This window comes from Brucella sp. 22210 (assembly GCF_052045675.1).
Taxonomy (GTDB): Bacteria; Pseudomonadota; Alphaproteobacteria; order Rhizobiales; family Rhizobiaceae; genus Brucella.
This window is the reverse complement of record NZ_JBQEPD010000002.1, coordinates 175,090-199,793: the sequence shown is the minus strand read 5'-3', so window position 1 is coordinate 199,793 and position 24,704 is coordinate 175,090. Positions and strand designations below refer to the sequence as shown.

The window sequence follows — 24,704 nt, the reverse complement described above, 5'->3', positions numbered from 1 at the left end:
GTCCCAGAAGGATTTGCATTGAATGAATGATCCCGCGGCATTTTACGGGAAAGACGGCGCGCAAGCGATTTCCGTGTTTAAACGCAGGCTGTCTTCGGCTATGGCTTTGATCATGAACCGTAACACCTTGTTCTTCGTTGCCGCCATTGTTCTGGTTGCGCTTGCTGCTTGCGGCAAGGGCAATGACGAGAAGGCCGCTGCTCCGGCGCAGGACGGAGCTGCTGTTTCGCAGCCTGCCGCACCGGCGGAAGGGGCATCGGACAAAAAAGGTCCGGATCTCGTCAAGGCCTTGCGTGACAATGCCGGTGTGAATACGCCTGAGGAACAGGCCGCTGCCATTGAACGGGCGCGCACCAATGCCGTATCCGCCGCAAAAGCGGTCGGACAGAATGAAGAACAGGCTCAGGCAGCCGGGGAAGCGGCTGCCGCGACAGCGCAACGCTCTTTTACTGAACGCCAGAACGCGGTGCAATCAAACTGAACTGGATCAGCGCTTCGGTTTGATGATTGGAGCGTAATCAGCGCAATAATCTTTCGGTCCGGCGCATTTCTCATCACAGACCGGTGATAAGAGCATATAAATAATTGTTTTTTCGACTGCGCTTCATGCGGGCGGTTTTCAGCAGCGACGGAATTTTGTAGAACAGAACCATGTCGATTTGGGTTCGCATCGGTGAGTTTGTGGCGTCAGTGACGTCGAACGCCATTACAGGCGTTATCGAGGCTGTGCGCACCGTTTTTGAAGGCGATGCCGATACGCGCAGGCGGGTTGCGTTCTCCATTGCCATGATCGCCCTGTCCGCCAAAATGGCGAAAGCCGACGGTGTCGTGACGCAGGACGAGATACGGGCCTTTCAGGATATCTTCGCGGTGCCGCAGGAAGAAACTGCTCATGTGGCGCGGCTTTACGATCTCGCCAAGCAGGATGTGGCAGGCTTTGAAAGCTATGCCCGCCAACTGGCCGGCCTCTGTCAGGAAGGGCAGAGCGAGTGCCATCTTCTGGAAGATATTCTCGACGGGCTGTTTCATATCGCCAAGGCCGATGGCTATGTCCATGAGAAGGAAATGGCGTTTCTGACCGAGGTTGCAGGCATATTCGGGTTTGACGAGGTTGCCTTTGACCGCATCGCGATACGGCATGTGCAGCGCGGCGAGGGTGATCCTTACGCCATTCTCGGCCTCGAGCGCGGTGTCTCGTTCGACGATGCGCGCAGCCGCTATCGAACCCTGGTCAAGCAGCACCACCCCGACCGGCTGGTCGCGGAAGGTCTGCCGCTGGAATTCATCACTATTGCCAATGCGCGTCTTGCTGCCATAAACGCTGCCTGGGCAAGCATAGAAAAGCATTTGGAGGCTGCGTAATGCAGGAAACCAGCGGCGCAACCGACACGCAGGACAAGGTTCAGGATCAGGAATTGGCGGAACTGGCGCTGGAAGAGGCCGATTTTGCGGGCGCTGCGCTCGATCCGTCGCCGAATTTCGGTCCGCGTCGCGACGGCAAGACGCCCGTCTATCTGATCCTGCATTATACGGGGCTGGCGACCGCGCAGGAGGCTGTCGACATTCTCAAATCACCGGAGATGCAGGTCTCGGCACACTATCTCGTTCACGAGGACGGGCAGGTGGCACAGATGGTATCGGAAAAGGCCCGTGCCTGGCATGCAGGCAAGAGCTTCTGGAAGGGCGAGACCGACATCAATTCGGCTTCCATCGGCATTGAAATCGTCAATCCGGGCAATCTGGAAGACTATCCGCCGTTCAAGGACGAGCAGATTGAGGCGGTTATCGGCCTTTGCCGCGATATATGCGAGCGCTATGCCATCCTTCCGGAAAACGTGCTGGCGCATTCGGACATCGCACCGGCGCGCAAAACTGATCCGGGCCATAACTTTCCGTGGAAACGTCTTTACGAAGCAGGTATTGGCCACTTCATCGAACCGACGCCGATCCGCGGCGGACGCTTTCTGGCGCGGGGCGAGCAGGGGCAACCGGTGGAGGCCTTGCAGTCCATGCTGGCGCTCTATGGCTATGGAATTGAGATTACCGGTATCTTTGATGAAGCCACGGAAATCGTGGTTAAGGCATTTCAGCGTCACTTTCGGACACAAAATGTAGACGGTGTGGCCGATGTTTCTACCATAGATACCCTCTACAGACTGATTTTTTCCCGACAAAATGTTACCGCCTGAGCAAGCGGCGTTAACGGAACGATTTTCGCAATTTAATTAGAAATTCGTTCAAATTTTCAAAAATTTAGCCGAATCACTTTTTCGACCTTGCTTGCGCGGTGGGCTGTCTAAATGCGCCCGTTTGAATCAGTTTTGTTACAACCTGTAAGACGATTTTACTTTTGCAACCAATCTTCGGCTGCATTTCCCCGTCAGATCATCGATTAATCCCGGCGGAAATGGGCCTTGAGAGCCTATACCGAACGGGACCTGGATAAACGGGATCGTCTCCCCCCAAGACGGGCGCTCCCCCATAAGAAACGTTCCAAGACGGTAGGTTATGAAAGTAAAATTTGTTATTGTTAGCGCCCTTGTTGGCGCGATGAGTTCGTTTGGCCTGAATCTGGCGCTTAGCGCCCCTGCAAGTGAACCAACCAACCTCGCAGCTCTTCTCAAGGCGCGTCAGCAGAACAAAGTTGCTGAAGCCGATAAGGCAAAGACTTCGGTTAAAAGGGTGTCGGTCATCACCAACCGTGCCGCGCCTATGGGCAAGGGTTCCAAGTCTGGCGGTTCCAGCCGTTCGACCAAGGGCGGCGGCTATTCGCAGATCATCAATCGCTACGCTTCCACCTATGGCGTGTCGTCCTCGCTCGCTCATGCGGTCGTGCGCCACGAAAGCAATTTCCAGCCGAATGTGCGCGGCGCAGCAGGCGAAATCGGCCTGATGCAGATCAAGCTCTCGACGGCACGTGCCATGGGTTACTCCGGCTCGGCCAAGGGCCTTTATGAACCTGCCACGAACATTCAGTACGGCATGAAGTATCTTGCCATGGCACAGAAGCTCGGCGGCGGCAGCACCTGCGGCACGATCCTGAAATACAATGCCGGTCATGGCGCAACGCGCATGAACCCGATCTCTGCAAAATATTGCAGCTCGGTGAGGGCATATATGGCCGGGCTTTAAGCTTCGCTTTCGGAGTTCGCTCCAGAATTTACGTCGGCGGTTGCGTAGAGTTTCAAGCCGTTTGATGTGAACGAAAAGCCGGTAGCGGTTTTGCTACCGGCTTTTTTGTTGCTTTTTCGGACAGAAGCGAATTTATACGCGATGTCAGTCGGTCGGGCAGCCGCACTTGTCATATGCCGAAAGGCGGCAGGTGAGGAAAGTCCGGGCTCCATGGAAAGACGGTGCCGGGTAACGCCCGGCGGGGGCGACCCCAGGGATAGTGCCACAGAAAGTAAACCGCCTCGTCTTCCGTATCGTTGTTCAGACGCTTTGAGCGAAACGCAACGACAGGGATGACGAGGTAAGGGTGAAAGGGTGGGGTAAGAGCCCACCGCGTCTGCAGCAATGGAGACGGCACGGTAAACCCCACCGGGAGCAAGACCGAATAGGGACGGCGCGCCGGTTCGCAAGGACCGGCAATCGGTTTCCGGATCAGTCGTCCGGGTGGGTTGCAAGAGGCGGGTGGCGACATCCGTCCCAGATGAATGGCTGCCACGTCGGGCGAAAGCCCGGCCATACAGAACCCGGCTTACAGACCGGCTGACACTAATTCGAGATGAGAAAAAGCCCGGCTTTGAGCCGGGCTTTTCTTTGTGCGGCGCGGTTGCTTGGGAGGCGCTGCGCTGGTCCTTTATTTTAACGCGCATCTTTTCCGAAAACCGTTTCACACTTTTCGGGATGCGCTCCAGATGGATCAGATCGGGACACCGCTGAAGAAATCATAGATGAGCTTCAGGTTCAGCACGACAATGATGACGGCGGTGATGGCTGCCAGAAGGGTGACCCAGCGCGGGGCGACCAGCGATCCCATCTTCTTCTTTTCGGCGGTGAACATGACCAGCGGTATCACCGCGAAGGGCAATTGCAGGCTCAGCACCACCTGCGACAGGATCAGGAGTTCTGTCGTGCCCTGCGAACCGTACATGATTGTGACAACAGCGGCGGGAACAATGGCCACAAAGCGCGTGATGGCGCGGCGCAACCACGGTTTCAGCCGGATGCGGATAAAGCCTTCCATGACGATCTGGCCCGCCATGGTGGCGGTGATGGTCGAATTCAGGCCGCAGCACAGAAGCGCGATGGCGAAAAGCGTCGGCGCAAGCGATGATCCGAGCAGCGGGTTGAGCAAGGCATGGGCCTTGTCGAGATCTTCCACGCCGGTATTGCCGGTCGCGTTGAAGCTGGCTGCCGCGAGGATCAGGATCGACGCATTGACCAGCAGTGCGAAGGTCAGTGCGATGGTGGAATCGAGCGTCGAGTAGCGAATGGCCTCGCGCTTTTCAGCGGTGGTGTGCCCATAGTCACGCGTCTGCACGATGCCGGAATGCAGATAGAGATTATGTGGCATGACCGTCGCGCCGATAATGCCGAGCGCTATATAAAGCATGTCCGGGTTGCGGATGATCTCGACCGTTGGCGCAAATCCGAGAATGACCTCGTTCCATTTCGGCTGCGCCATCAGGATCTGAACCAGAAAGCAGAGCGCGATGACGGCCAGAAGCGTCATGATGAGCGCTTCGACGCGGCGGAAGCCCTTGTTTTGCAGATAGAGGACCAGAAGCACGTCGGCGGCGGTGATAATGACACCGATTTCGAGCGGAATGCCGAACAGAAGATTAAGGCCGATGGCCGTGCCGATAACTTCGGCAAGATCGGTGGCGCAGATTGCGAGTTCCGCCAGAAGCCATAGCGGCCAGGCGAGTAAGCGTGGATAGGCGTCGCGGCAGGCCTGCGCCAGATCGCGCCCGGTGGCGATTGCAAGCCGTGTGCACAGCGCCTGCAACAAAACAGCCATCAGATTGGACAGAAGCACGACCGACAGCAGCGCATAGCCGAAGCGGGAACCGCCAGCGAGCGAGGTCGCCCAATTGCCGGGGTCCATATAGCCGACGGCGACAAGATAACCGGGGCCGACAAAAGCCATGGCCCTGCGAAAGCGCGACCCGGAGCGGTTGACCGCCACGGAGCGATGAACATCGGACATAGAGGCTTCGCCACGATCCCGCCGCCAGCCTTCAAAGGTGACGTCGTGACCTTCGGACGGGCCCGCACCATGGGGTGTCATTATAAAGACCTTTATTACCAATATGCACTTGCAAACTATTTGCATTTAATAATGGCAGACGGGTGATGCGTCAATAGGCGTGTGGGCCGGAGTGGTAGGGCAGTGGGGGAATAGGGGAATAGGGGAATAGGGGAATAGGGGAATAGGGGAATAGGGTGGGAACTCGGAGCCTCTGAAAAAATCGCTTGCGCTGAACAAGCGCCCGCGATCCTCTTCCCTTACTCCCTTACTCCCTTACTCCCTTACTCCCTTACTCCCTTACTCCCTTACTCCCTTACTCCCTTACTCCCTTACTCCCTTACTCCCCTCAATATTCCTGTGCGCTGATGTAAAGGATAACGCTTCATTAAGCTTAATATCCGATAACTGACGAACGAATCCGCCTGATCGTCGCCATGACGGGAAAAGGCCGGAATCCACAGACAGAACACAGGATAGCGGGGGCAACTCCCGGGAAAGGAACGGAATGATGGCGAGCCTCGGCGGAGACAAATCTCAAGCCGAAGGGGCTGAAGTCCGTCACGTTCCGGTGTTGATTTCCGAGGTGATTGACGCTCTCAAGCCCCAGCCTGGCGAAGTTATCGTCGATGGCACCTTCGGGGCAGGCGGCTACACCCGTCGCATATTGGATGAGGGCGCCGAAGTGATCGCGATTGACCGCGATCCAACGGCAATCGAAGCCGGACGCGCCATGGAAAAGCAGTTTCCGGGGCGTCTGCATCTGGTGGAAAGCCGGTTTTCGGCGCTGGATTCAGCGGTAGCGCAAGTGAAGGGAGCAGGCAGCAAGGTGGATGGCGTTGTGCTCGATATCGGTGTTTCGTCGATGCAGATCGATGAAGCCGAGCGCGGCTTCTCCTTCCAGAAGGACGGACCGCTCGACATGCGCATGTCCAGCAAGGGCCCCAGTGCTGCCGATGTCGTCAATCGTCTGAAAATGGGCGATCTGGCGCGTATCTTCAATTTCCTCGGCGAGGAGCGTCATGCAGGGCGCATCGCACGGATGATCGAGAAGCGCCGCGAGGCGCAGCCTTTCAGCCGCACGCTTGATCTCGCCAATGCGATTGAATCGCTGGTCGGGCGCAACCCCAAAGTGCCAATTCATCCCGCGACACGCGTGTTTCAGGCGCTACGCATCTATGTGAATGACGAGCTGGGCGAACTGGCCCGTGCGCTTTTGGCAGCAGAACAGGTTTTGAAGCCCGGCGGACGGCTGGTGGTGGTGACATTCCATTCGCTCGAAGACCGCATGGTAAAGCGTTATTTCGCGGATCGCGCAGGCGGTAGCGCGGGTTCGCGACACATGCCCGAAACGCATGTGCGTCATCCGAGTTTTACGCCCGCCGTCAAAGGTGCCGTCGGGCCGACGGCGGAGGAAGAAGCCAGCAATCCACGTGCGCGCTCGGCGAAGTTGCGCGCCGGACTGCGGACTGTAAATCCGCCGCTTGAAGATGATCTTTCGCTGTTCGGGCTGCCCAAATTGCCTGAAACGCATGAACTGAGCCGGAGTTGAACGAGTGCTGCGTACTTTTGATCTCATCATGATTGCGGCGATGTTGGTGGCAGCAGCTGTCACCTACACCATCAAGTATGACGCCGAAAAACAGGTCGCGGTCATCGCCAAGCTGACGCGCCAGATCAATTCCGAGCGCGATACGATTACGCTGTTGCGGGCAGACTGGGCGCTGATGACGCAGCCGGGCCGCCTGCAAAGCCTGACCGGCGTCTATGAAAAAGAACTCAACCTGCAGCCGATCGTGGCCGAGCAGCTTATCCTGAGTGCTGCCGATATTCCGGAACGTCCGCTGGACGACATTCAGAAAATCATTTCCGGCACGGATGAACTGGTCGCAAGCGGCGTCCTCGAACAGGACAAGATCACCACCGGCAGCATCAAGAAGAAGAGCGGGGCAAAGCACTGATCATGCGGCTGAAACTCGGTCTCTCGAAGAAGAAGAACAAAAATGCGATGGACGGTCTGGAGCCGGTCGGCGATGAAAAGCTGGCTGGCAACATGGCTTTTGTCGGGTCCCGTAAAAAGCACGGTAATCGCGCTCGCAACCGTTTGTGGATGGCGATTGCCTGCTTCGTTGGCATTTATGGCGTGATTGGCGGCAAGCTCGTTTATTTCGGTATGATCGGCGGTGAGGATGAAGACGCTTCCGGCCCGGCGGTGCATCAGCTCGCCTCGCGTCCGGATATTCTGGATCGCAACGGTGAAATTCTCGCGACTGACATCAACACCGCTTCGCTTTATGCCGAACCGCGCAAGATCGTCGATCCGGATGAAACCATCGAAATGCTGTCTACGGTGCTGCCCGATCTGGATTGGGAAGCAACCTATAAGCGTCTCAAGAGCGGTGCAGGCTTCGTCTGGATCAAGCGCGGCCTGACGCCGAAGCAGCAGAGCCAGATCATGGCGCTCGGCGTGCCGGGCATCGGCTTCCGCACCGAAAAGCGCCGCTTCTATCCGGGCGGCCCGACCGCATCGCACATTCTCGGTCTGGTCAATGTCGATAACCAGGGCATTGCCGGTATGGAAAAATATATCGACAGCCAGGGTCTGACCGATCTTCGTCTTGCCGGTCTTGCGACCGGTCAGTCGCTTGAGCCGGTGCGCCTGTCCATCGATATTCGTGTGCAGCACATCATGCGCGACGTTCTGGTCAAGGCCATGGAACGCTATCGCGCCATTGCCGCCGGTGCCGTCGTTCTCAACATCAAGACCGGCGAAGTGATCGCCATGGCTTCGGTGCCGGATTTCGATCCGAACAACCCGGTTAATGCCCTCGACAAGGACCGCCTCAACCGCATGTCGGCGGGCACCTACGAAATGGGCTCGACCATCAAGACCTTCACCACGGCGATGGCGCTCGATTCCGGCAAGTTCACCTTGCAGTCGAAGCTCGATGCAACACGTCCGCTGGTGTTCGGTCGCCAGAGCATCCGCGACTTCCACGGCAAGGGCCGCTGGCTGACGCTGCCGGAAGTGTTCATCTTCTCGTCGAATATCGGCTCCGGTCGCGAAGCCGACGCCGTTGGTATCGAAGGCCATCGCGCCTTCCTCAAGAAGATGGGTCTTCTCGACCGCATGCAGACGGAACTGCCGGAAGTGGCGCGTCCGGTCGAGCCGCGCGTCTGGAAGAAGGTTCATTCGATGACCATCTCGTTTGGTCACGGTATGATGACGACCCCACTTCAGACGGCTGTGGGTGCGGCAGCACTTATGAATGGCGGCAAGCTGTTCAACCCGACCTTCCTGATGCGGTCTCAGGCTGAGACCGTTGCTCTGGGAGAGAAGCAGGTCGTTCATCCACAAGTTTCTGCTGATATGCGTTATCTCTACCGCCTCAATGCCACCGCTCCGGGCGGTTCGGGCAAGCGCGCAGCGGTTCCGGGCTATCGCGTCGGCGGAAAGACGGGTACGGCTGAAAAGGTAGTTCACGGTCGCTATTCGAAGGATTCGCGCTTTAACGCCTTCCTTGCCTCATTCCCGATCGAAGATCCGGCCTATGTCGTGCTGACCATCATCGATGAGCCGAAGCCGGAACAGGGCAAATTCGGCGCGACCGCGGGCTTCAATGCTGCGCCGATGGTCTATGAAATCATCAGCCGCTCGGCATCCTTCCTGGGCGTCAAGCCTGACTTCGAACTGGATGCACAACCGGCAACTGTTAGCAATATGAGTGGCGGGCCTGATTTAAAACAGGAATTGCCGCCAGCAATGGTTTCCAACGAATACGACTGATTCGTGCAGCATAGCTTGGGTACGCAACGAAATTTGGATTTGATTGCCATGAAACTGAAGGAAATCGCTCTTTTTACGGAACTGGCCTCCGGCACCGACGGTGAGGTGGAAATCACGGGCGTGACCTCGGATTCCCGCAAGGTCGAACGCGGTTTCCTCTTCGCTGCGCTGAAAGGCGTGAAGGCGGATGGCGCGGCATTTGCTGCGGATGCAATCAAGCGCGGTGCGGCCGCCGTGATCGCGGCCAAGGATGCAACCATCGACAATGCGAGCGTTCCGGTTCTGCATGTGGACGATCCGCGTCACGCGCTGGCAACAGCTGCGGCACAGTTCTATGGCAAGCAGCCGGAGATCATGGTTGCCGTCACGGGCACCAGTGGCAAAACTTCCGTTGCTTCCTTCACGCGTCAGATCTGGGCTTATGCAGGTTTTCCCGCTGCCAATATCGGCACGACGGGCGTGTTTTCGCCGACTCGCAGTGACTACAATTCGCTGACGACACCCGATCCGGTGGAGCTACAGCGCGTTCTGGCTGAACTGGCCGACGAGGGCGTGACGCACGCCGCGATGGAAGCCTCGTCGCACGGGCTTGATCAGCGTCGTCTTGATGGTGTGAAACTGTCTGCTGGCGCCTTCACCAATCTCGGTCGCGATCACATGGATTATCATGCGACCATCGAAGAATATCTTGGCGCGAAGATGCGCCTGTTCGATACGCTGCTGCCGAAGGGCGCGCCTGCGATCATCTTCTCCGACGATCATTTCTCGCAGCAGGCTATCGATGCCGCGACGGCTGCCGGTTGTGACGTGAAGACCGTTGGCCGCAAGGGCAATTTCATCAATCTGAAGCGCGTTGAGCATGAGCGTTTCCGCCAGCATGTCGAAGTGCGCATTGGCGACGAAATCTTTGAAATCGAGCTGCCGCTGGCCGGTGATTTCCAGGTAGCGAACGCACTGGTCGCTGCTGGTCTCGCCATGGTTACGGGCGTGCCTGCTGCCGCTGCCATGCGCGCACTGGAACGCCTGAAGGGCGCGCCGGGTCGTCTCGATCTGGTAGGGGCAACGGAAGATGGCGCACCGGCCTATGTGGATTATGCGCACAAGCCGGAAGCGCTTGAAAATGTTCTGACTTCGGTTCGCCCATTTACCACGGGTCGCGTGATCGTCGTGTTTGGCTGTGGCGGTGATCGTGACAAGGGCAAGCGCCCGATCATGGGTGAAATCGCCTCGCGCCTTGCCGATGTGGTGATCGTCACTGACGACAATCCACGTTCGGAGGTTCCGGCGCAGATTCGCTCGGAAATCATGGCTGCGGCGACTGGCGCGACTGAAATCGGCGATCGTCGCGAAGCGATCTTCACGGCGGTGTCCATGATGATGCCGGGCGACACGCTGGTGGTTGCGGGCAAGGGACATGAGGAAGGCCAGATTGTCGGCAGCATCACCCTGCCATTCTCCGATCATGCGGAAGTCGCAGCCGCGCTGGCCGCCCGTCTTGAGGAGCGTCAGGGATGAAAGACTGGCTGTGGTCATCGGCTGATATGGTTGACGCCATGGGAGGCAGGCCTTTCGGCAAGCTCCCTAAAGGCATCACCGGCATTTCCATCGACAGCCGCACGCTGAAACACGGCGAGGCGTTTTTCGCGATCAAGGGCGACCTTTTCGACGGCCACGACTTTGCTACGGCTGCAATGGCGGCAGGTGCGGGGCTTCTGGTGGTGGCCGAGCATCGTCTGCCTGCATTCGGCAATCTCAAAGTGCCGATGATCGTCGTGGAAGATGTGCTTGAAGCACTGATCAAGCTGGGCATCGCATCGCGTGCGCGTTCAAAGGCGCAGATCATCGCGGTGACGGGTTCTGTCGGCAAGACGACGACCAAGGAAGCGCTGCGTCATGTTCTGTCCGGCGTCGGCAAGGTTCATGCCTCGGTCGCATCCTTCAACAATCATTGGGGCGTGCCGCTGACGCTCGCGCGCATGCCAGCCGATACCGATTACGGCGTGTTCGAAATCGGCATGAACCATCATGACGAAATTCGTCCGCTGGTGAAGATGGTGCGCCCGCATGTGGCTCTGATCACGCTGATTGCACCTGCCCATCTTGGTCATTTCGCCAATCTGGAGGAAATCGCGGTCGCCAAGGCCGAGATTTTCGAAGGTATTGTTCCCGGCGGTTATGCCCTGTTGAACCGTGACGACAAGCGTTTCAAGCAGCTGGAAGAACTGGCGGAGAAAGCTGGCGTCGAACATATTTCGACCTTTGGCGAGAATGTCCGCGCCGAGTATCGCCTGCGCGAAGTCAAACTGCACCCGACATGCTCCTGCATGACGGTGAAGATTGGCAATCACGAAGCTGTCGTGAAGGTCAGCATACCGGGCCGTCACATTGTACAGAACATGCTGGCGGTTCTTGGCGCTTGCGACCTCGTCGGTGCTGATCTCGCCAAGGTGACCATGGCCATGGCGACCCTTTCGGCAGAAGGCGGGCGCGGTGCGCAGCATGTGCTGCAACATCCCGATGGCGGCGCGTTTACGCTGATCGACGAAAGCTACAATGCCAATCCGACATCCATGCGTGCGGCGCTGGCACTGCTCCAGTCGTCCAAGCCGGAGGGTCCGAAAGGACGACGTATCGCCGTTCTCGGCGACATGCTTGAACTTGGTCGCCAGTCCGGAAAGCTGCATGCCGACCTCGCACGGCCCATCGTGGATGCCGAAGTGAGTTCACTTTTTATCGGCGGCCCTGAAATGTCAGTGCTTAAAAACGCCTTGCCGGTTGAAATTCACACCGAATACAGGCAGAGCACCGAAGAATTACTGCCGCTGGTGATAAAGGCGGTCCGTCCTGGCGATGTCATTATGGTGAAATCGTCCAAGGGAATCGGCTTCTCCAAAATCGTCAAGGCTTTCACTAACCAGTTTCCGCCGGTCGAGCCGGCGGAATAGGCGATGGTCGAGGGAATTTTCTCCACATGCTGATGCTTCTCACCTTCTTCGCAGAACACATGACACCGCTCAACGTGTTCCGCTACATCACCTTCCGCACCGGCGGCGCAATGATTACGTCGGCGCTGATCGTGTTCCTGTTCGGTCCGGCGATCATCAACTCGTTGCGTGTCCGTCAGGGGAAGGGGCAGCCGATCCGCGCGGACGGCCCGCAGACCCATTTCAAGAAAGCCGGTACGCCCACCATGGGCGGTCTGATGATCATGACCGGCATTCTCATTTCGTGCATGCTGTGGGCCAATCTCGCCAGCGTCTATGTCTGGGTTGTGCTGCTGGTCACAGTGGGTTTCGGCGCCATCGGCTTCTATGACGATTATCTGAAAGTGACGAAGCAGTCCGACAAGGGCTTTTCCGGCAAGGCGCGTCTGGGCATCGAGTTCCTGATCGCAGCGATTGCCGCCTTCGTTATCATGCGCGCAGGGCAGGAGCCTTTCTCCTCCTCGCTGACCTTTCCATTCGCCAAGCAGTTCGTCATCAATCTGAGCTGGTTCTTCATTCCGTTCGCCGCCTTCGTGATGGTCGGCGCGGGCAATGCCGTGAACCTGACGGACGGTCTCGACGGTCTGGCGATCGTGCCGGTCATGGTTGCCGCTGCTTCCTTCGGCTTCATCGCCTATCTTTCCGGTAATGCGATCTTCGCGGATTATCTGCAAATCCATTTCGTACCGGGCACGGGTGAACTCGCCGTGGTGCTGGGCGCGGTGATTGGCGCGGGCCTTGGCTTCCTTTGGTTCAATGCGCCGCCTGCCGCTATCTTCATGGGCGACACGGGTTCGCTGGCGCTGGGCGGCATGCTCGGCACCGTGGCCGTTGCGACCAAGCATGAAATCGTGCTCGCCATCATCGGCGGTCTGTTCGTGATGGAAGCGCTTTCGGTGATCATTCAGGTTGGCTCGTTCAAGCTGACCGGCAAGCGCGTCTTCCTGATGGCGCCAATCCACCACCATTTTGAAAAGAAGGGCTGGACCGAGAGCCAGGTCGTGATCCGTTTCTGGATCATCGCCATCATTCTCGCGATGATCGGCCTTTCCACCCTCAAGCTCAGATAACCACAAGACCAGTATCGACAGGCAAGAAGAATGATCCCGATCACCGCCCTTAAAGACAAGACCGTCGCCCTCTTCGGATTGGGCGGGTCGGGCATTGCCACGGCCAAGGCCATCGTGGCCGGGGGGGCGAAGATCATTGCCTGGGACGATAATCCCGACAGTGTGGCCCGCGCACAAGGCGCAGGCATTGCAACGGGCGATCTGAGGCAGGCGGACTGGTCACAGTTCGCTGCTTTCGTGCTTTCGCCCGGTGTTCCGCTGACCCATCCGAAGCCTCATTGGACGGTCGATCTTGCCCGTGCTGCAGGCGTCGAGATCATTGGCGATGTGGAGCTGTTCGTGCGCGAGCGCAATCATATCGCACCTGATTGCCCGTTCATCGCCATTACCGGCACCAACGGCAAATCGACCACCACGGCGCTGATCGCCCATATCATCAAGGCGTCCGGTCGCGACATGCAGCTCGGCGGCAATATCGGTACGGCAATCCTGACGCTGGAGCCGCCAGCGGCAAACCGCTTCTATGTGGTTGAATGCTCGTCCTACCAGATCGATCTGGCGCCTTCGCTGAACCCGACCGCCGGAATTCTGCTGAACTTGACGCCGGATCACCTCGACCGTCACGGCACGATGGAAAACTATGCGGCCATCAAGGCGCGGCTGGTTGCGGCCAGCGGCACGGCGATTATTGGCGTTGACGATCTTTACTGCACGGCGATTGCCGAAAATCTTGCGGCGAACGGCGTCAATGTCGCGCGGATTTCGAAGGAAAAGCACCTCGATAACGACTATTTTGCCGATGCCTCGACCCTGATGCGTGCTAAAGCTGGCAAGGTTGAGGAACTGGCCTCGCTGGCCGGGATCGGTTCGCTGCGCGGCGCGCATAATGCGCAGAATGCGCTTGCAGCTGTGGCGGCCTGCCTTGCGGTTGGCCTGTCGCTCGATGAAATTCGTGCTGGACTGAAAAGCTTTCCGGGTCTGGCGCACCGCATGGAGCAGGTGGCGCGGCGCGGCAAAGTGCTGTTCGTCAACGACTCCAAGGCGACCAATGCCGATGCGACCGCTCCGGCGCTCTCGTCCTTTCCGAATAACATCTACTGGATCGCTGGCGGTGTGCCGAAAGCGGGCGGTATCGAGTCTCTCGGCGGGTTCTTCCCGCGCATTGCAAAAGCCTATCTGATTGGCGAGGCGGCGGCGCAGTTCGCCGCGACGCTCGGCGACAGCGTGCCGTTCGAGATTTCGGATACGCTGGCCGTGGCCGTAGACCATGCCGCGCGCGATGCGGGCAATGATGCAGCCCCGGAACCGGTGGTGCTGCTCTCGCCAGCCTGCGCCAGCTTCGATCAATTTCAGAATTTTGAAAAACGCGGCGATGCCTTCCGCAGCGCCGTATTGGCACTTCCCGGTATTATGCCAATAGGAGGAGAAAGCTGATGGTAAGCCGTGTCGATCGCGGTCCTGTCGCCAACTGGTGGTGGACAATAGACCGCTTCTTTCTCGTAGCCTGTCTGGCCTTGATGGGGCTTGGCATTCTGCTGTCCTTTGCGGCAAGCCCGGCTGTGGCGTCGCGCATTGGCCTCGATAGTTTCCATTTCGTCGAACGTCAGATCGTTTTCATGATCCCGGCGGTCATCGTCATGGTGGGCGTGTCGTTCTTTTCACCGCGGCAGATCCGGCGTTTCGCGCTGATCCTGCTTGCCGTTTCCATGGTGCTGATGGTTGCGGCTCTTTTCTTCGGTATCGAAGTCAAGGGTGCGCGCCGCTGGGTCAATCTGGCCGGTATTTCCATTCAGCCGTCCGAGTTCATGAAGCCTGCCTTCGTGGTGGTGTGCGCATGGCTTTTCTCCGAGCGCGAACGCGGCGGCGACATGCCGGGCTATTTCCTTGCCATGATGCTGTTTTGTGCGGTTGCTGGTCTGCTGGTATTGCAGCCCGATCTTGGCCAGACCATGCTGACCACCGGCACATGGGGCGCGATGTTCTTCCTCGCTGGCCTGCCAATGTTCTGGATTCTGGTTCTTGGCGGTCTAGCCATTTGCGGCGGCTTCAGTGCCTATTTCGTGTTCGACCACGTGGCCGGTCGTATCAACCGCTTCATGACGGGCGAGGGTGATACGTTCCAGGTCGATGCCGGGCGTGAAGCCATTCTGCGTGGCGGCTGGTTCGGGCAGGGCCCCGGCGAAGGCACGGTCAAGCGCATCATTCCCGATAGCCACACCGACTTCATCTTCTCCGTGGCTGCGGAAGAATATGGCATCATCCTGTGCATGATCATCATGTTCCTGTTTGCCTTCATCGTGGTGCGCGGGCTTTCCATCGCGCTCAAGGAACGCGATGCGTTTACGCGTCTTGCCGTGTCGGGCATCGTGATCCTGTTCGGCTTCCAGTCGATCATCAACATGGCGGTGAACCTGCACCTGATGCCTGCTAAGGGCATGACGCTGCCGTTCATTTCTTATGGTGGCTCGTCTCTGGTGGCGATTGCCATCACCATGGGCATCCTGCTGGCGCTCACCCGTCGCCGTCCGGAAGCGCGCATGACGCATACGGTCGGGCACATGGGTTCAAGTCGAGGCGAGCGCATTCCTGCGCTGTGAGGGGCTGATGGGTAAAGGTGTTATCGTATTGGCCGCCGGGGGAACGGGCGGCCATCTTTTTCCGGCGGAAGCGCTGGCGCATGAGCTGAAATCACGTGGCTGGGACGTGCATCTGGCGACAGACGCGCGTGCGCAGCGTTTTGCGGGCGCCTTCTCGGAAGACCATGTGCATGTGATCCGTTCCGCGACCATTGCGGGCCGCAATCCCTTTGCGCTTCTCAAGACATTCTGGTCGCTGTGGCAGGGCAACCTCGATTCACGTAAACTGTTCCGCCGCCTGAAACCGCAGCTCGTTGCCGGTTTCGGAGGCTATCCGACCTTGCCGCCGCTTTATGCCGCGAGCAACATGCATATTCCAACGCTGGTGCATGAACAAAACGCCGTCATGGGCCGCGCCAACAAAGGGCTTGCGGGACGCGTCAAGGCTATTGCAGGCGGCTTTCTGCCTGAAACAGGTGGTGCTTTTTCCGAGAAGACCGTGACGACCGGCAATCCGGTGCGCCCGCCCGTACTCGCGGCAGCTGCCACGCCTTACAAGCCCGCAAAGCCCGATGAGCGTTTCCGTCTTTTGGTTTTCGGCGGTAGTCAGGGTGCGCAGTTCTTTTCGAATGCGATACCGGCTGCGGTCGCTCTTCTGCCGGAAAAGGAACGGGCGCGGCTCCTGATCACCCAGCAGGCGCGCAAGGAAGACGAAGCTTCGGTGCGCGAGGCTTACAAGGCGCTTGGCATTCCAGCCGATGTGGCTCCCTTCTTCAACGATATGCCCGCACGGATGGCGGATGCGCATTTCGTAATCTCGCGCTCGGGCGCATCGACCGTTTCGGAAATCACCCTGATCGGTCGTCCGGCCATTCTGGTGCCGTTTCCCCATGCGCTCGATCACGATCAGGCGGCCAATGCTGCTGCACTCGCCAGCGCTGGCGGCGGCGAGGTTGTGCGACAGGCGGATCTTTCCCCCGAACGCCTTGCGCAAATCCTGCAATCGGCGATGAATGAGCCGGAAAGGCTCGAAAATCAGGCAAAAGCCGCAAAAAGCGTCGGTAAGCCAGATGCTGCGCGGTTGCTTGCCGATCTGGCAGAGGCTATTGCAGCAGGAAAATCTGTCCAGGAATTTAAAAAAGGAACTCGGTCATGAAAATGCCGCTGAACATCGGGCTCGTCCATTTCATTGGAATTGGCGGCATCGGCATGAGTGGCATCGCCGAGGTGCTGCATAATCTCGGATACAAGGTCCAGGGCTCGGATCAGTCGGACAGCGCCAATGTGCAGCGTCTGCGCGAGAAGGGCATCGAGGTCTTTGTCGGCCACAAGGCGGAAAACCTTGGCGACGCGGAAGTCATCGTTGTTTCTACGGCTATCAAGAAGACCAATCCCGAGCTGGCCGCTGCACGCGAAAAGCTGCTGCCCATCGTGCGCCGCGCCGAAATGCTGGCCGAGCTGATGCGCTTCCGTCGTGCGGTCGCCATTGGCGGTACGCATGGCAAGACGACCACCACGTCGATGGTGGCGGCGTTGCTTGATGCAGGGCATCTCGATCCGACCGTTATCAATGGCGGCATCATCAACGCCTATGGCACCAATGCCCGCATGGGTGACGGCGACTGGATGGTGGTTGAAGCCGACGAAAGCGACGGCACCTTCCTCAAGCTGCCCGCCGATATTGCGGTTGTAACCAATATCGATCCGGAACATCTCGACCATTACGGCAATTTCGACAATGTGCGCGCTGCTTTCGCGCAGTTCGTGGAGAATGTGCCGTTCTATGGCTTTGGCGTCATGTGCCTCGATCATCCGGAAGTGCAGGCGCTTGTCAGCCGTATCGAAGACCGCCGCATCATCACCTATGGTCAGAACCCGCAGGCGGAAGTGCGCTTTGTCAATCAGCGCATGGAAGGCGCGGCGAACCTGTTCGACGTCGTCATCCGTTCGCGCAAGGGCGAGACGGTCGAAATCAAGGATCTGCGTCTGCCGATGCCCGGCCAGCACAACGTTTCCAACGCTACGGCTGCCATCGCTGTCGCGCATGAACTGGGCATATCCGCCGACGATATCCGTCGCGGCCTCGGTTCATTCGGTGGCGTGAAGCGCCGCTTCACCCATACGGGCTCTTGGAACGGCGTCGAAATCTTTGACGATTACGGTCACCATCCGGTGGAAATCCGCGCCGTGCTGAAAGCCGCACGCGAAGCCACAAGCCAGGCAGGCGGTCGCGTGATCGCCATTGTGCAGCCGCATCGCTATACGCGACTGCACAGCCTGTTCGACGAATTTGCTGCATGCTTCAACGATGCTGACACCGTCATCGTTACGCCGGTCTATACGGCTGGTGAAGACCCTATCGAAGGCGTGAACTCCGAAACGCTCGTCAGCCGCATCAAGACGGCAGGCCATCGCGATGCGCGTTATGCCAGCGGACCGGAAGCTTTGGCTCCTCTCGTAGCCTCCATCGCGCAGCCGGGCGATTTTGTGGTCTGCCTCGGTGCGGGCAACATTACGCAATGGGCTTATGCGCTGCCCAAGGAACTCGCCGAACAGGGTAAGAAGTAATGGACTATCACCCGATGGAAAGTGGCGAGACGCTTCTCAAGAAGCTCGACGGCAAGCTGTCGGGCCTGCGCGGGCGTCTAACGCCCGATACGGGCATGGACAAGATCACCTGGTTTCGTGCCGGTGGTCCTGCACAGGTTCTGTTCCAGCCTGCCGATGAGGAAGACCTGTCGAATTTCCTGAAGGCGGTGCCGGAAGAAATACCGATCCTCGTGGTCGGTATCGGTTCCAATCTGCTCGTCCGCGATGGCGGCGTACCCGGCTTTGTTGTCAGGCTCTCCGCAAAGGGCTTTGGCGAGGTGGAACGGGTCTCCGAAACGCAGCTCAGGGCAGGCACAGCGACGCCAGACAAGCGCGTGGCTGCGGCGGCGCTTGAGGCGGGACTTGCGGGCTTCCATTTCTACCATGGCATTCCCGGCGGCATTGGCGGGGCGTTGCGCATGAATGCGGGCGCCAATGGCGTGGAAACACGCGAGCGCGTTGTGGAAGTTCGGGCGCTTGACCGCAAGGGCGAGCTGCATGTGCTTTCCAATGCCGATATGGGCTATGCCTATCGCCATTCTTCGGCATCGCCGGAGCTGATATTCACCTCGGCGCTGTTCGAGGGCGTTCCGGGTGACCGCGAGGATATTCAACGCGCCATGGACGAGGTGCAGCATCATCGTGAGACGGTGCAGCCTGTGCGCGAAAAGACCGGCGGTTCAACTTTCAAGAACCCTGAAGGCACATCTGCCTGGAAGGAAATCGACAAGGCTGGCTGTCGTGGATTGCGCGTCGGCGGTGCCCAGATGTCGGAGATGCACTGCAATTTTATGATCAATACCGGCACCGCGACCGGGCATGATCTGGAGACTTTGGGCGAGACAGTTCGCGCAAAAGTTTTCGAGAACTCGGGGATTCGCCTCCACTGGGAGATCAAGCGTCTCGGTTTGTTCCGCGACGGCGAGCGCGTAGAAGAGTTTCTCGGCAAAGTTTAATAAAAAAATTGCCCGGATTTTCTGCCTGAAATTCCGGGCTTTTTTGTCTTCGCAAGCGACGCGTAAGGTTCGTCCCTTTTGATAGGGTCTTGTCACGGAATCAATCCTCTGATTCTTTATGGTTAACCACACAGTGATTTGATTCGGCAGGATTTTCCTGCCGTGGGTGTCTGCGGCCTGCGCCGCTGGACCGTTCGGACTCTGTTCTTGATTCACCGCGCAGGGGATTGCGCAGAGGGGATGCTTAACATGACGGGAAAACACGTCGCCGTTTTGATGGGTGGGTTCTCCTCCGAGCGTCCTGTCAGCCTGTCGTCTGGCGCGGCATGTTCAAAGACCCTCGAAGAGTGCGGCTACCGTGTGACCCGCATCGATGTGGATCGCAATGTCGCAAGTGTTCTCGCCGAGCTGAAGCCTGATGTCGCCTTCAATGCGCTGCATGGTCCGTTCGGTGAAGATGGCGCCATTCAGGGTATCCTCGAATATCTCCAGATTCCCTACACGCATTCCGGCGTTCTCGCTTCGGCGCTCGCCATGGATAAGGATCGCGCCAAGAAGGTTGCTGCGGCTGCTGGTGTGGCTGTGGCCCCGTCGCGCCTGATGAACCGTTTCGACATCGGTTCCGAGCATCCGATGGAGCCGCCTTATGTCGTCAAGCCGGTGCGTGAAGGCTCCAGCTTCGGCGTCGTGATCGTCAAGGAAGACCAGACCCATCCGCCGCAAATCATCGGCTCTGCCGACTGGAAATATGGCGACGAAGTTCTGGTCGAAAGCTACATCGCCGGGCGCGAACTGACCTGCGCCGTGATGGGTGATCGTGCCATGGACGTCTGCGAGATCGTTCCGGTCGGTCATCAGTTCTACGATTATGATTCAAAATATGTCGCAGGCGCATCAACTCACGTGTGTCCGGCAAAAATTTTACCAAATATTTACCAAAAAATACAAACAATGGCCCTTACGGCGCATCGGGCAATCGGGTGTCGGGGCGTAAGCCGGTCGGACTTCCGTTTCGATGATCGTTTTTCAGAAGAAGGCGAAGTTATCTGGTTGGAAGTTAACACCCAACCGGGAATGACCCCCACATCGCTCGTGCCTGATATCGCCAAAGCGGCTGGTATCTCTTTCGGTGAATTGTTGAGTTGGATGGTGGAGGACGCGTCTTGTTTGCGTTGAACGGCAAAAATGATGGATATAGGCGCTCGGGCGCGATGCGAGACGCATCGGCGATGAATGTCGCATTCGTCCTGCCACGCTTTCTGCGCAAGCCGTTTCGCTTTGCCGCCCGTCTGTTTCAGGGCAATGTCAGCATTCCGCGCCATGCAGGCACCATCGGCATGCTGGGCTTCCTCGGCGCTACCGGCCTTTATGGCATGGTCATCGGCAATCATTCTCAGGAGGTGGTGAAGGCCACCGCCTCGACGCTCGGTTTCGCTATCGAGGATGTCAAGGTTGTCGGCAATCACGAGACCTCCGATATCGATATTCTGGGTCAGCTTAACCTTGATGGTGAGACGTCGCTGGTGGGCTTGAGCGCTGAAGAAGCGCGCGCCTCCATCGCGCAGTTGCCGTGGGTTGAAAGCGCCGAAGTGCGCAAGGTTTATCCGGGCACTGTTCAGGTTGCGCTGCATGAGCGTCAGGCTTTCGCCATCTGGCAGAACGACAAGGAACTGTCGCTGATCGATGCCGAAGGCGACACCATCGTGCCTTTCCGCGCCGGTCGCTACAACACGCTGCCGCTCGTCGTCGGTGACGGCGCCCAGAAGGTCGTCAAGGGCTTTGTCGACGAGGTCGCGAACTATCCGGCGCTGGCTGGCAAGGTTCGCGCCTATATCCGCGTCGCGGACCGTCGCTGGGACCTGCTGCTGGACAACGGCGTACGCGTCATGCTTCCGGCGGAAGACCCGCTGAAGGCTCTGGCGCAGATCCAGAAGCTCGATGAGGAAAAGCATCTTCTGACCCGCGATATCATGGCGGTCGATCTCCGCCTGGATGATCGCATCACCGTTCAGCTGACGGCAAGCGGTATGGAACAGCGCCAGAAGTTCCTGGCGGAGCGTAAGAAAGAATTGGCCCGCACGGGGAAGCGCGTATGAGTATTCTGGGCGGTAAGGGATCATCTCAAGGCGGAACTGCAGGGCGCAAGGTGCGCCTGCTCACGGTTCTGGATGTTGGCTCAAGCAAGGTGTCCTGCGTCATCGCAAGGCTGCGTCCGCATGAAGGCGGCGCGCTTCTGCCAGGTCGCACGCACCGCATGGAAGTGCTCGGCATCGGCCATCAGCGTTCGCGTGGTGTGAAGTCCGGCGTGATCATCGATCTCGATGCCGCCGAACAGTCCATCCGTCTCGCAGTGGATGCCGCAGAACGCATGGCCGGTCTGACCGTCGACAGCCTGATCGTGAATATTTCGGCTGGTCGCCTTAAGAGCGAAAGCTTCACCGCGAGCGTCAATCTCGGCGGTCATGAGGTCGAGCAGACCGATATTCGCCGTGTTCTTGCAGCTGGCGCGAAGCAGGCTCTGGCCGCAGAACGTCACCTCGTTCACTCGCTGCCTATCGGCTATACGCTCGATGGCGAGCGTGGCGTGCGCGACCCGCAGGGTATGCTGGGCGATAGTCTTGGCGTCGATATGCACGTGCTGACGGCTGACGCGGCTCCGTTGCGCAATCTCGAGCTTTGCATCAATCGCTGCCATCTGTCGGTCGAGGCCATCGTCGCAACGCCTTATGCAAGCGGTCTGTCGGCTCTGGTTGGCGATGAAGCCGAAATGGGTGCAGCCTGCATTGATATGGGCGGCGGCACGACGACGATTTCCGTCTTCTCCGAAGGCAAATTCATTCACGCCGATGCGGTTGCCATCGGCGGCAATCACGTCACGATGGACGTGGCGCGCGGTTTCTCCACTCGTATGGAAGACGCCGAACGCCTGAAGGTCATGTACGGCTCGGCGCTGTCCAGCGCTGCCGATGACCGCGATCTCATTTCCGTCTCGCCGATTGGCGATGACGAGCGTGATGTACCCAATCAGTATCCGCGGTCGGTTTTGACGCGGATTATCCGTGCAAGAGTGGAAGAAACGCTGGAACTGGTTCGCGACAGGCTGAACCAGTCCGGCCTCGGACACATTGTCGGCAAGCGTGTGGTTTTGACCGGCGGCGCAAGCCAATTGCCGGGAATGCCCGAAGCAGCCAGACGAATCCTTGCAAGAAATGTACGAATCGGGCGTCCTCTAGGAATAGCGGGATTGCCTGAGGCGGCTAAGGGGGCAGCTTTTGCCGCGACCGTCGGACTTCTGATCTACCCGCAGGTGGCCGGGATAGAAGAGCGGTCGGTAAAAGCAGCTTCCTCCGGTCTCATGACCGGTACGGGTGGGCGCATTCAACGTGTCAGCCAATGGCTGAGGGAGAGTTTCTGAGTAACCGATCTTTGAGTGAACAGTCGAATTTTCCGGGACGTGACCATCTGGGTAACAACCAATCAGCACCGCAGCGGCGAAAAGCGGTGACGGGCTTTAAGAGGAACAAGGACCAATGACTATCAATCTGCAAAAGCCGGACATCACCGAGCTGAAGCCCCGCATCACCGTATTCGGTGTCGGCGGTGGCGGCGGCAATGCAGTCAACAACATGATCAATGCCGGTCTGCGCGGCGTGGATTTCGTTGTGGCCAACACCGACGCGCAGGCTTTGACCATGTCGAAGTCCGACCGGATCATTCAGCTCGGCGCTGCCGTGACGGAAGGTCTGGGCGCAGGTTCCCAGCCCGAAGTCGGTCGTGCCGCTGCTGAAGAATGTATCGACGAAATCGTCGATCACCTCAATGGCACGCATATGTGCTTCGTCACCGCAGGTATGGGCGGCGGCACCGGCACCGGTGCAGCTCCGGTCGTAGCCCGCGCAGCACGTGAACGCGGTATCCTGACCGTCGGCGTCGTGACCAAGCCTTTCCATTTCGAAGGCGCGCGTCGCATGAAGACGGCCGACCTCGGCATCGAAGAACTGCAGAAGAACGTCGATACGCTTATCGTCATTCCGAACCAGAACCTCTTCCGCATCGCCAACGACAAGACCACCTTCGCCGACGCTTTCGCGATGGCTGATCAGGTGCTCTATTCGGGCGTTGCCTGCATCACCGACCTGATGGTCAAGGAAGGCCTCATCAACCTCGACTTTGCTGACGTTCGCTCGGTCATGCGCGAAATGGGCAAGGCGATGATGGGCACCGGCGAAGCTTCCGGCGAAGGCCGTGCAATGGCTGCTGCCGAAGCTGCGATTGCCAACCCGCTGCTCGACGAAACCTCGATGCGCGGCGCAAAGGGCCTGCTGATCTCGATCACTGGTGGTCGCGACATGACCCTGTTCGAAGTCGACGAAGCTGCAACGCGTATCCGTGAAGAAGTCGATCCGGAAGCAAACATCATCCTCGGCGCAACCTTCGACGAAGGTCTCGAAGGCGTCATTCGCGTATCCGTGGTTGCTACCGGCATCGACAAGCAGATCGGAGATGCGGCGCCTGCGCCGCTGGAATTTCGCCAGCCAGTAAAGCAGCCGACCTCGCAGGCCAAGCCTATGGCACCGCACGGCGCTCTGCGTCCTCCGGTCGTTGAGCAGCCGCGTCAGGTTGACCCGATTGCTCAGGCAATCCAGTCTGCCGAAGTCGATATGCCGATTGCAGCTGCGCCAGCCGCACCTGCTGCTTCCGCAGAGCCTGATTTCCGTCCGCAGAGCCGCATTTTCCAGGCTCCTGCACCGGAAGCTTTCGAACGTGCACCGGTCGCTCGCGCACCGATGCCGCAGGCTCAGGCCACTCAGCCACAGGCTTACCAGCAGCCGCAGCAGATGCATGCAGAACCGGCACCACGCCCGGCTCCACGTATGCCAGCTGTTTCGGACTTCCCGCCGGTTGCACAGGCTGAAATCGCCGCCCGTCGCGCTCCGCAGCAGCCACAGCCTGCCCAGGAAGAGCCACGTGGCCCGATGAGCCTTCTCAAGCGTCTGACCCATGGTCTGTCGCGCCGTGAAGAAGAGCAGCCTGCAGCACGTCTGGAGCCAGCACAGCATCGTGAACCTGGCATGCGTCCGGCTGAACGCCGCCCGATGCAGCAGGATGGCTCGATCTACGCCCCGCGCCGTGGCCAGCTTGACGATCAGGGCCGCCCGCAGCCGCGTGCAGCTTCTGAAGACGACCAGCTCGAAATTCCGGCCTTCCTGCGCCGCCAGTCGAACTGATCGAACGCTGATGTAAAATCCCAAAAAGCCCGCCTGAAACAGGCGGGCTTTTTGCTTTTGAGGGCAAATACTGGAATAAAACGCGGTTTATGGTAATAGAGCGTAAGAAAGCGTGATTTTGTCACGACGAGCCGGCTCACTATTTTAAGCGTGGTCGGTCGTATCGGGGCTCACACGGGGTTGTGATTCTTTTTGTCTTCCCTGCCGCTAATTTTGCCATATCTAACGGATTAATCGCGTTTGCGAATTAGATTGTGCGATTGCGGGAGCAGGGTACGCCAGCGAGCAAGTGCGGCCTGTTTACGCCTTACGCGTATATT

General features: G+C 58.6%; 19 protein-coding genes, 1 other RNA gene and 1 pseudogene. 20 read left to right on the top strand and 1 reads right to left on the bottom strand.

The annotated features are described in order from the left end of the window. The first annotated feature begins 26 nt into the window (after positions 1–26). The 5 genes and pseudogenes from ACTJKP_RS03850 (at position 27) to rnpB (ending at position 3,719) form a co-directional block, all read left to right on the top strand. Positions 27–481, top strand: a pseudogene (locus ACTJKP_RS03850) (antifreeze protein). Positions 482–651: 170 nt separating this feature from the next. Then, the gene (locus tag ACTJKP_RS03845) at positions 652–1,362 is read left to right on the top strand and encodes a J domain-containing protein (RefSeq protein ID WP_078338669.1); all 711 of its coding nucleotides are present in this window, start codon (positions 652–654) and stop codon (positions 1,360–1,362) included. Then, positions 1,362–2,189, top strand: a complete 828-nt coding sequence (locus ACTJKP_RS03840) for an N-acetylmuramoyl-L-alanine amidase (protein WP_440629750.1) — start codon at positions 1,362–1,364, stop codon at positions 2,187–2,189. Before ACTJKP_RS03845 ends, ACTJKP_RS03840 begins: the two co-directional genes overlap by 1 nt. 319 nt (positions 2,190–2,508) lie before the next feature. Next, positions 2,509–3,132, top strand: coding sequence for a lytic transglycosylase domain-containing protein (locus ACTJKP_RS03835; RefSeq protein WP_440629749.1), 624 nt, complete (start codon positions 2,509–2,511; stop codon positions 3,130–3,132). Positions 3,133–3,276: 144 nt separating this feature from the next. Continuing rightward, an RNA gene (gene rnpB / locus ACTJKP_RS03830) (RNase P RNA component class A) lies at positions 3,277–3,719 on the top strand. Positions 3,720–3,865: 146 nt separating this feature from the next. Here the strand turns inward: rnpB and ACTJKP_RS03825 are convergent. Beyond that, positions 3,866–5,236 (bottom strand): Nramp family divalent metal transporter, encoded by a 1,371-nt coding sequence (locus ACTJKP_RS03825; protein WP_440629748.1) that lies wholly within the window; start codon positions 5,234–5,236, stop codon positions 3,866–3,868. A gap of 466 nt (positions 5,237–5,702) precedes the next feature. Between ACTJKP_RS03825 and rsmH the strand changes: the two genes are divergently transcribed. The 15 genes from rsmH to ftsZ all read left to right on the top strand — a co-directional run bounded on the left by rsmH (position 5,703) and on the right by ftsZ (position 24,384). After that, positions 5,703–6,746 (top strand): 16S rRNA (cytosine(1402)-N(4))-methyltransferase RsmH, encoded by a 1,044-nt coding sequence (gene rsmH, locus ACTJKP_RS03820; protein ID WP_440629747.1) that lies wholly within the window; start codon positions 5,703–5,705, stop codon positions 6,744–6,746. Positions 6,747–6,750: 4 nt separating this feature from the next. Next, a complete protein-coding gene (gene ftsL, locus ACTJKP_RS03815) occupies positions 6,751–7,155 on the top strand; it encodes a cell division protein FtsL (RefSeq protein ID WP_078339417.1) in 405 nt (134 codons plus the stop codon). A gap of 2 nt (positions 7,156–7,157) precedes the next feature. Next, a complete protein-coding gene (locus tag ACTJKP_RS03810) occupies positions 7,158–8,981 on the top strand; it encodes a peptidoglycan D,D-transpeptidase FtsI family protein (protein WP_078339416.1) in 1,824 nt (607 codons plus the stop codon). A 42-nt stretch (positions 8,982–9,023) separates the two neighbouring features. Beyond that, complete coding sequence (locus ACTJKP_RS03805; RefSeq protein WP_440629877.1) at positions 9,024–10,496, top strand: UDP-N-acetylmuramoyl-L-alanyl-D-glutamate--2,6-diaminopimelate ligase; 1,473 nt, start codon at positions 9,024–9,026, stop codon at positions 10,494–10,496. Further along, positions 10,493–11,926, top strand: coding sequence for a UDP-N-acetylmuramoylalanyl-D-glutamyl-2,6-diaminopimelate--D-alanyl-D-alanine ligase (locus tag ACTJKP_RS03800; protein ID WP_440629746.1), 1,434 nt, complete (start codon positions 10,493–10,495; stop codon positions 11,924–11,926). The genes ACTJKP_RS03805 and ACTJKP_RS03800 overlap by 4 nt, the downstream gene beginning before the upstream one ends. 26 nt (positions 11,927–11,952) lie before the next feature. Then, a complete protein-coding gene (gene mraY / locus ACTJKP_RS03795) occupies positions 11,953–13,035 on the top strand; it encodes a phospho-N-acetylmuramoyl-pentapeptide-transferase (protein WP_440629745.1) in 1,083 nt (360 codons plus the stop codon). Positions 13,036–13,065: 30 nt separating this feature from the next. After that, positions 13,066–14,469: a UDP-N-acetylmuramoyl-L-alanine--D-glutamate ligase gene (gene murD, locus ACTJKP_RS03790; protein WP_440629744.1), complete on the top strand. Its 1,404-nt coding sequence runs from the start codon at positions 13,066–13,068 to the stop codon at positions 14,467–14,469. Further along, a complete protein-coding gene (ftsW, locus tag ACTJKP_RS03785) occupies positions 14,469–15,632 on the top strand; it encodes a putative lipid II flippase FtsW (RefSeq protein WP_078339412.1) in 1,164 nt (387 codons plus the stop codon). Before murD ends, ftsW begins: the two co-directional genes overlap by 1 nt. 7 nt (positions 15,633–15,639) lie before the next feature. Next, the gene (gene murG, locus ACTJKP_RS03780; RefSeq protein WP_440629743.1) at positions 15,640–16,767 is read left to right on the top strand and encodes an undecaprenyldiphospho-muramoylpentapeptide beta-N-acetylglucosaminyltransferase; all 1,128 of its coding nucleotides are present in this window, start codon (positions 15,640–15,642) and stop codon (positions 16,765–16,767) included. Next, complete coding sequence (murC, locus tag ACTJKP_RS03775; protein WP_078339410.1) at positions 16,764–18,179, top strand: UDP-N-acetylmuramate--L-alanine ligase; 1,416 nt, start codon at positions 16,764–16,766, stop codon at positions 18,177–18,179. Before murG ends, murC begins: the two co-directional genes overlap by 4 nt. Positions 18,180–18,193: 14 nt before the next feature. Next, positions 18,194–19,156 (top strand): UDP-N-acetylmuramate dehydrogenase, encoded by a 963-nt coding sequence (gene murB / locus ACTJKP_RS03770; RefSeq protein ID WP_440629876.1) that lies wholly within the window; start codon positions 18,194–18,196, stop codon positions 19,154–19,156. Between the two features lie 249 nt (positions 19,157–19,405). Next, entirely contained in the window at positions 19,406–20,332 is a 927-nt protein-coding gene (locus tag ACTJKP_RS03765) for a D-alanine--D-alanine ligase (RefSeq protein ID WP_078339427.1), read from the top strand. Further along, entirely contained in the window at positions 20,320–21,252 is a 933-nt protein-coding gene (locus ACTJKP_RS03760; RefSeq protein ID WP_078339409.1) for a cell division protein FtsQ/DivIB, read from the top strand. The genes ACTJKP_RS03765 and ACTJKP_RS03760 overlap by 13 nt, the downstream gene beginning before the upstream one ends. Next, positions 21,249–22,571: a cell division protein FtsA gene (gene ftsA, locus ACTJKP_RS03755; protein WP_078339408.1), complete on the top strand. Its 1,323-nt coding sequence runs from the start codon at positions 21,249–21,251 to the stop codon at positions 22,569–22,571. Before ACTJKP_RS03760 ends, ftsA begins: the two co-directional genes overlap by 4 nt. Positions 22,572–22,686: 115 nt before the next feature. Continuing rightward, a complete protein-coding gene (gene ftsZ / locus ACTJKP_RS03750; RefSeq protein WP_440629742.1) occupies positions 22,687–24,384 on the top strand; it encodes a cell division protein FtsZ in 1,698 nt (565 codons plus the stop codon). Positions 24,385–24,704: the final 320 nt, after the last annotated feature.

Coding starts and splice junctions, on each gene's coding strand:
- ACTJKP_RS03765 (WP_078339427.1), top strand. CDS start 19,406: ATGACGGGAAAACACGTCGCCGTTTTGATGGGTGGGTTCTCCTCCGAG.
- ftsZ (WP_440629742.1), top strand. CDS start 22,687: ATGACTATCAATCTGCAAAAGCCGGACATCACCGAGCTGAAGCCCCGC.
- ACTJKP_RS03845 (WP_078338669.1), top strand. CDS start 652: ATGTCGATTTGGGTTCGCATCGGTGAGTTTGTGGCGTCAGTGACGTCG.
- murB (WP_440629876.1), top strand. CDS start 18,194: ATGGAAAGTGGCGAGACGCTTCTCAAGAAGCTCGACGGCAAGCTGTCG.
- ACTJKP_RS03840 (WP_440629750.1), top strand. CDS start 1,362: ATGCAGGAAACCAGCGGCGCAACCGACACGCAGGACAAGGTTCAGGAT.
- ACTJKP_RS03825 (WP_440629748.1), bottom strand. CDS start 5,236: ATGACACCCCATGGTGCGGGCCCGTCCGAAGGTCACGACGTCACCTTT.
- murC (WP_078339410.1), top strand. CDS start 16,764: ATGAAAATGCCGCTGAACATCGGGCTCGTCCATTTCATTGGAATTGGC.
- ftsW (WP_078339412.1), top strand. CDS start 14,469: ATGGTAAGCCGTGTCGATCGCGGTCCTGTCGCCAACTGGTGGTGGACA.
- ACTJKP_RS03800 (WP_440629746.1), top strand. CDS start 10,493: ATGAAAGACTGGCTGTGGTCATCGGCTGATATGGTTGACGCCATGGGA.
- mraY (WP_440629745.1), top strand. CDS start 11,953: ATGCTGATGCTTCTCACCTTCTTCGCAGAACACATGACACCGCTCAAC.
- rsmH (WP_440629747.1), top strand. CDS start 5,703: ATGATGGCGAGCCTCGGCGGAGACAAATCTCAAGCCGAAGGGGCTGAA.
- murD (WP_440629744.1), top strand. CDS start 13,066: ATGATCCCGATCACCGCCCTTAAAGACAAGACCGTCGCCCTCTTCGGA.
- ftsA (WP_078339408.1), top strand. CDS start 21,249: ATGAGTATTCTGGGCGGTAAGGGATCATCTCAAGGCGGAACTGCAGGG.
- ACTJKP_RS03810 (WP_078339416.1), top strand. CDS start 7,158: ATGCGGCTGAAACTCGGTCTCTCGAAGAAGAAGAACAAAAATGCGATG.
- murG (WP_440629743.1), top strand. CDS start 15,640: ATGGGTAAAGGTGTTATCGTATTGGCCGCCGGGGGAACGGGCGGCCAT.
- ACTJKP_RS03835 (WP_440629749.1), top strand. CDS start 2,509: ATGAAAGTAAAATTTGTTATTGTTAGCGCCCTTGTTGGCGCGATGAGT.